This window comes from Vibrio sp. T20 (assembly GCF_007858795.1).
GTDB classification, from domain to species: domain Bacteria; phylum Pseudomonadota; class Gammaproteobacteria; order Enterobacterales; family Vibrionaceae; genus Vibrio; species Vibrio satsumensis.
Genome location: NZ_VFEB01000095.1, coordinates 1 through 4,967, shown reverse-complemented (window position 1 = coordinate 4,967; position 4,967 = coordinate 1). Strand labels below are relative to the sequence as shown.

Genomic DNA, 4,967 nt, shown 5'->3' with positions numbered 1-4,967 from the left:
TCGCCTCGAGTGCTCAGCGGGTAGAGCAGCGGATTGAAAATCCGCGTGTCGGTGGTTCGATTCCGCCTCGAGGCACCATTATTTGGTGCTTAACAAATAATGGTCTTTTTAAGACCTGATGTTGACACAAATAATTCCCCTTTAGTTCAGTTGGTAGAACGGCGGACTGTTAATCCGTATGTCGCAAGTTCAAGTCTTGCAAGGGGAGCCACATTCAAGAAAGCCAAGTCGAAAGACTTGGCTTTTTTTCGTTTGAACAAAAGCAAACTCTATTCAATATACACATTAGCCCAACATTAGCTCTTAATCAGTCCCGATAAATTAAGTTATATCCTTTCAATACTCTGACTAAAGTAGCTGATTCTAAGTTCTATAAAGCATCTCTATTTAAATGGAACCAACGCCTCCCAAAAGTTATCCCCCCTTAATTCCGTAAACCGTCATGTCAAAACAAACAGAATCCCATTTCATTACTTTTTTTTCTTCGAAAATTTAATCTCTATCATGTTTTGATATCTTTCTAATATCTGCCCTACACGACTTAGATTAAGATTCGATGAACTATACCTAATACTAATTATTGAATCGCTGCGCGGGGAAACATGAAACTAAAAACGCAAGCTTACTTATTATCGGGCATCATCTTGATCGCCCTGCTAGCACTGACGGCTACTGGTTTATGGACATTGAGAGTCGCGAGCAACATGGACAACAAAGCTCGCGTGACCGAGCTATTTAAGAGTGCATACAGCATCCTTACTGAAGTCGAAAAAATGGCGATTGATGGCACTCTAGAAGAAGAGCAAGCTAAGCAACTAGCTACTCGCCTTCTACGTAACAACATCTATAAAGATAATGAATATGTTTACGTAGCCGATGAAAACATGACGTTTGTCGCGACACCATTAGATCCTCAATTACACGGAACCAGCTTTAACGACTTTAAAGATGGCAACGGGAATAGTGTTGGTCAGCTAATCCAAAGAGTACTTGGTAATCGTACTGGCCAGATCATTGAGTACACCTGGACACAAAAACTGCCAGATGGAACGATTGAAGAAAAACTGTCTATAGCAGAGAAAACACCACATTGGGGCTGGGTTGTCGGCACAGGTATCGGGTTCAATGAAGTTAACGCTCGTTTCTGGTCTACCGCTCAATGGCAGCTGTTCCTTTGTGTCCTGATTGCTGGTCTTATTCTATCGAGCCTAATTGTATCTATTAAACGCATGCTAGCGCTTCTTGGTGGCGAACCTAAAGATGTAAGAGAAGCTGTACAAGCCGTAGCACAAGGTCGAATTCAAACCTCTTTCGAAACTCAGGCGACAGACGGCAGTATTTACCACGCCGTACAACAAATGAGTAAGTCACTGGCTGAGTTGGTATCAAACCTGGACGCTTCAATGCTAGCATTAAGGGGAGAACTGCAGCGCGTAGAAGACCGTGCTGGATCAATTGCTCAATTGACAGAGACCCAACAGCAATCAACAGAGATGATCGCGACAGCAATGACCGAGATGGCCTCTTCAGCCAATAACGTTGCTGATTCAGCTAGCGATACCGCGCGCAACACCGACGAGGCCGATAAACAGAGCCAGCATACCCAGCAACTGATTCACAACACAGTAGACAACATTCAAGGCCTAGCAGGCCAACTAGGCACAGCAAGTGAAGCTGTCGCTAACCTAGATAACGATGTAAACAACATTGCGAAAGTATTGGATGTGATTGGTGATATAGCGGAACAAACTAACCTGTTGGCACTTAACGCAGCCATTGAAGCAGCTCGAGCTGGCGAACAAGGCCGTGGATTTGCGGTTGTAGCAGATGAGGTTCGTAACCTTGCAGGTCGAACACAATCAAGCACCAAAGAAATTCAGTTAATGATTAATAACCTTCAAGACGGATCTCGCAACGCAATTCAAACTATGGAAGTTTGTGCTGCGACCAGTGAAAGCACCGTAACAGAGTCTCAAAACGCCTCTGAAGCACTACAACAGATTGTTGTCGCATTAGAGTCGATTTCATCAATGAGTCATCAAATCGCAACAGCGGCCGCTGAGCAGACTCAGGTGAGCGATGATATATCGAAGCGTATCAACATGATCGAAGAGAGCGGCAACCAACTGAGCAATGTCGTGACAGAAAGTCATAACAGTACCCAAACTCTCGCCTCCCTTTCTAATGAATTAGAAGCTTGGGTTAATAGGTTTGAAGTAAAACACTAAACTCTCTAGAAATTTTTCAAATAAAAAAGCACGTTTTCATACGTGCTTTTTTTATTTCGGCGCCCATTCAGTGTAGTTAACCGTAGTTTTACTATCTATTAGGGCATGCTAGACCTAGGTTTTTCACCCCAAATGAGCAAAAACAACCCACTAAGTATAGAAAAACATCAAACGATACTTTTTTTGCAATTTAATGTTGACCCAGAACGCGAAAACACGTTTAATACACCTCGTCGCCCGGATAGCTCAGTCGGTAGAGCAGAGGATTGAAAATCCTCGTGTCGGTGGTTCGATTCCGCCTCCGGGCACCACAATTTATTTGTTGGTGTCCTAGACAACAACAGTAAAGCACAAAGAAATATCATGTGCCGACTTAGCTCAGTAGGTAGAGCAACTGACTTGTAATCAGTAGGTCACCAGTTCGACTCCGGTAGTCGGCACCATTTCTTTAAAGCTTTAAGAATAATTCCCCTTTAGTTCAGTTGGTAGAACGGCGGACTGTTAATCCGTATGTCGCAAGTTCAAGTCTTGCAAGGGGAGCCAAGTTAATCATCAAGCATAAGCTTTTTGATTCATGATGCCGACTTAGCTCAGTAGGTAGAGCAACTGACTTGTAATCAGTAGGTCACCAGTTCGATTCCGGTAGTCGGCACCATTCTCTTGATTAGAGACTAAACAATCAATTCCCCTTTAGTTCAGTTGGTAGAACGGCGGACTGTTAATCCGTATGTCGCAAGTTCAAGTCTTGCAAGGGGAGCCAATTAAAAAAAGCCGCATCATTGATGCGGCTTTTTTGCATCTAAAGATCCTAACTTGTCAATACAACTACCTTCACATTTCAAATATCATATTCAATTCAGAAACCAACCGTTTTTATATCCATCAAAAGCTATAAACCTTCGGTACTTAACTCTCTTCAAAATCGCCCAACAATAAACGACACATTCACATAAGAGTCACTCATAGTACGTTACTACTCATTTTGTTATGGAGAAGATCAGTTGAAAAAAATCAATGCTAAGCCTGGAAATAAAAAAGCTAAATAACGAATCAAATAGGCGCTAGAAAAGCTCTGTAAGGCGCTTCAATCCAAATGATAAACAAGTCACTCTTTATCAAAACTATCCACTACAATAGCCCCCATAGAGGCTGGCATTGAAATAACAATCACTCTTTTGAACGATACAACTGGATCACTCAACAGAGGTAATTTGTCCAAGCAAGTCAGTACCAAAGCAACGACCAATGCCGTCATAACATAAGCAATCACTATTCTAAAAATAAACACCGGCAACCGTGTAACAACATCTTTTTGAAAGACATTCTCATACGTATAGAAGCCTAAGAACACCGAAGATAGTAAAAATAACAGCAATAGATTAGCGGTAGGTAAAGTCTCCCCTAACTTCCAAGCCTCTTCAGAAAAAGAAATTGGCACGGCCAAAGCAAAAGATCCCACAAAGATCTGGCTCGCATCTTCAAAGTTAAAACTCAATTTCATAGTTCGACCCATTAGGTTTAAGGCTTTATCTATTTCTTAAAATAATCACAATACTATCCGCCGATGACTTGGGGGATTTTCTATTCTTACTAAGCAAACAGTAATGACCCTTCTAATTTCATATTAGTCGCAATAACTAAAACATGGCTTGAACTAACCAGCAAGAAATCAATATGCTCAGAGCAAAGCGGTCAAACAACTAATTCATATCCAGTCAAATCGAAGAGAGGCCTGTAAACATCCTAAGATACCAACGCCTAAAACCAGAAAATCTCAAGCTGTTGGGTGATAAACATCACTGCACGAATACGAGGGATACTCTATTTCTTACATATCTGTCCAACAGCACTTTGGCACACAACCTAGCGCCTCTCACCTTCAAACTGAATCTAGACCACCTCCCCCCTTTGAAATGCTTCGAACAAGACGCTTAATATCATATAGAGTGGTTTTAGCTCAATGCATAACCAATAGGATGAAGTCGACTAATTAAGGGCTATAGCGTTCTTAGCAGAAACATCCATGATAGATTCCTAATTACACATCAGAAATCCCCTCTAGACTCACAGATAAACAGAAGTCAGGTTTCGTAGCGAAGGGCTGTTAACTAATACTTGAAGTACACAAACATCTACAAACTCAAGGCACGTAGGATGAGTTGTAAGGCTTGTATAGTTTCAGATATTGAAATGGATACACTGAACATTAACCTAACTTACAACGTCGCATAGCTCGAGTATTTGAGTACTAAGCTTAAAGCTATATGCGTTTGAAACGCATGCTCGTTTCAAATCACAACTGGTGTTAAAAAAGACAAATGAAAAGACTCTAATCGTAGAGTTAGACTTTCTAATAAATTACAGAGTAATGGGAACACGTTGACTAGGAGTCATGAGTTACGCGCAAATCTTGTGTAAAAGTCATTCAATGGAAGGGCGAAACACTATAATTTAGATGCAAAAAAGCCCCGCTATTTCTAGCGAGGCTTCTTATAAATGGCAGAGGGCCTGGGGTCGCAGGCGAGTGGGCTCGTTGGTCAAAGACAAAATTATCGACATCCAGAAACGACGAAAGCCTAGTCATAAGACTAGGCTTTCTAATAAGTGGCGGAGTGGACGGGACTCGAACCCGCGACCCCCGGCGTGACAGGCCGGTATTCTAACCAACTGAACTACCACTCCGCAGTGTCTATTCAGCTTAAAGCAATTTGAGCCTGACGATGTCCTACTCTCACATGG

At 42.0% G+C, this 4,967-nt stretch carries 2 protein-coding genes and 8 tRNA genes; 8 read left to right on the top strand and 2 right to left on the bottom strand.

Annotated features, from left to right (window positions below):
* Nucleotides 1-2 precede the first annotated feature (2 nt).
* From FTW16_RS12615 to FTW16_RS12580, 8 genes are all read left to right on the top strand, one after another.
* Nucleotides 3-78, top strand: a tRNA-Phe gene (locus tag FTW16_RS12615).
* A gap of 57 nt (nt 79-135) precedes the next feature.
* Nucleotides 136-211: transfer RNA gene (locus FTW16_RS12610), tRNA-Asn, on the top strand.
* A 391-nt stretch (nt 212-602) separates the two neighbouring features.
* On the top strand, nt 603-2,228 hold the full coding sequence (locus FTW16_RS12605; protein WP_146491328.1) for a methyl-accepting chemotaxis protein: 1,626 nt from the start codon (nt 603-605) through the stop codon (nt 2,226-2,228).
* Between the two features lie 235 nt (nt 2,229-2,463).
* Nucleotides 2,464-2,539: transfer RNA gene (locus tag FTW16_RS12600), tRNA-Phe, on the top strand.
* 56 nt (nt 2,540-2,595) lie between these two features.
* A tRNA-Thr gene (locus FTW16_RS12595) sits at nt 2,596-2,671 on the top strand.
* A 24-nt stretch (nt 2,672-2,695) separates the two neighbouring features.
* Nucleotides 2,696-2,771, top strand: a tRNA-Asn gene (locus tag FTW16_RS12590).
* 36 nt (nt 2,772-2,807) lie between these two features.
* Nucleotides 2,808-2,883, top strand: a tRNA-Thr gene (locus FTW16_RS12585).
* 29 nt (nt 2,884-2,912) lie between these two features.
* Nucleotides 2,913-2,988, top strand: a tRNA-Asn gene (locus tag FTW16_RS12580).
* A 345-nt stretch (nt 2,989-3,333) separates the two neighbouring features.
* Here the strand turns inward: FTW16_RS12580 and FTW16_RS12575 are convergent.
* Both FTW16_RS12575 and FTW16_RS12570 read right to left on the bottom strand, forming a co-directional pair.
* Complete coding sequence (locus FTW16_RS12575; protein WP_146491327.1) at nt 3,334-3,729, bottom strand: DUF2391 family protein; 396 nt, start codon at nt 3,727-3,729, stop codon at nt 3,334-3,336.
* Between the two features lie 1,104 nt (nt 3,730-4,833).
* A tRNA-Asp gene (locus FTW16_RS12570) sits at nt 4,834-4,910 on the bottom strand.
* Nucleotides 4,911-4,967: the final 57 nt, after the last annotated feature.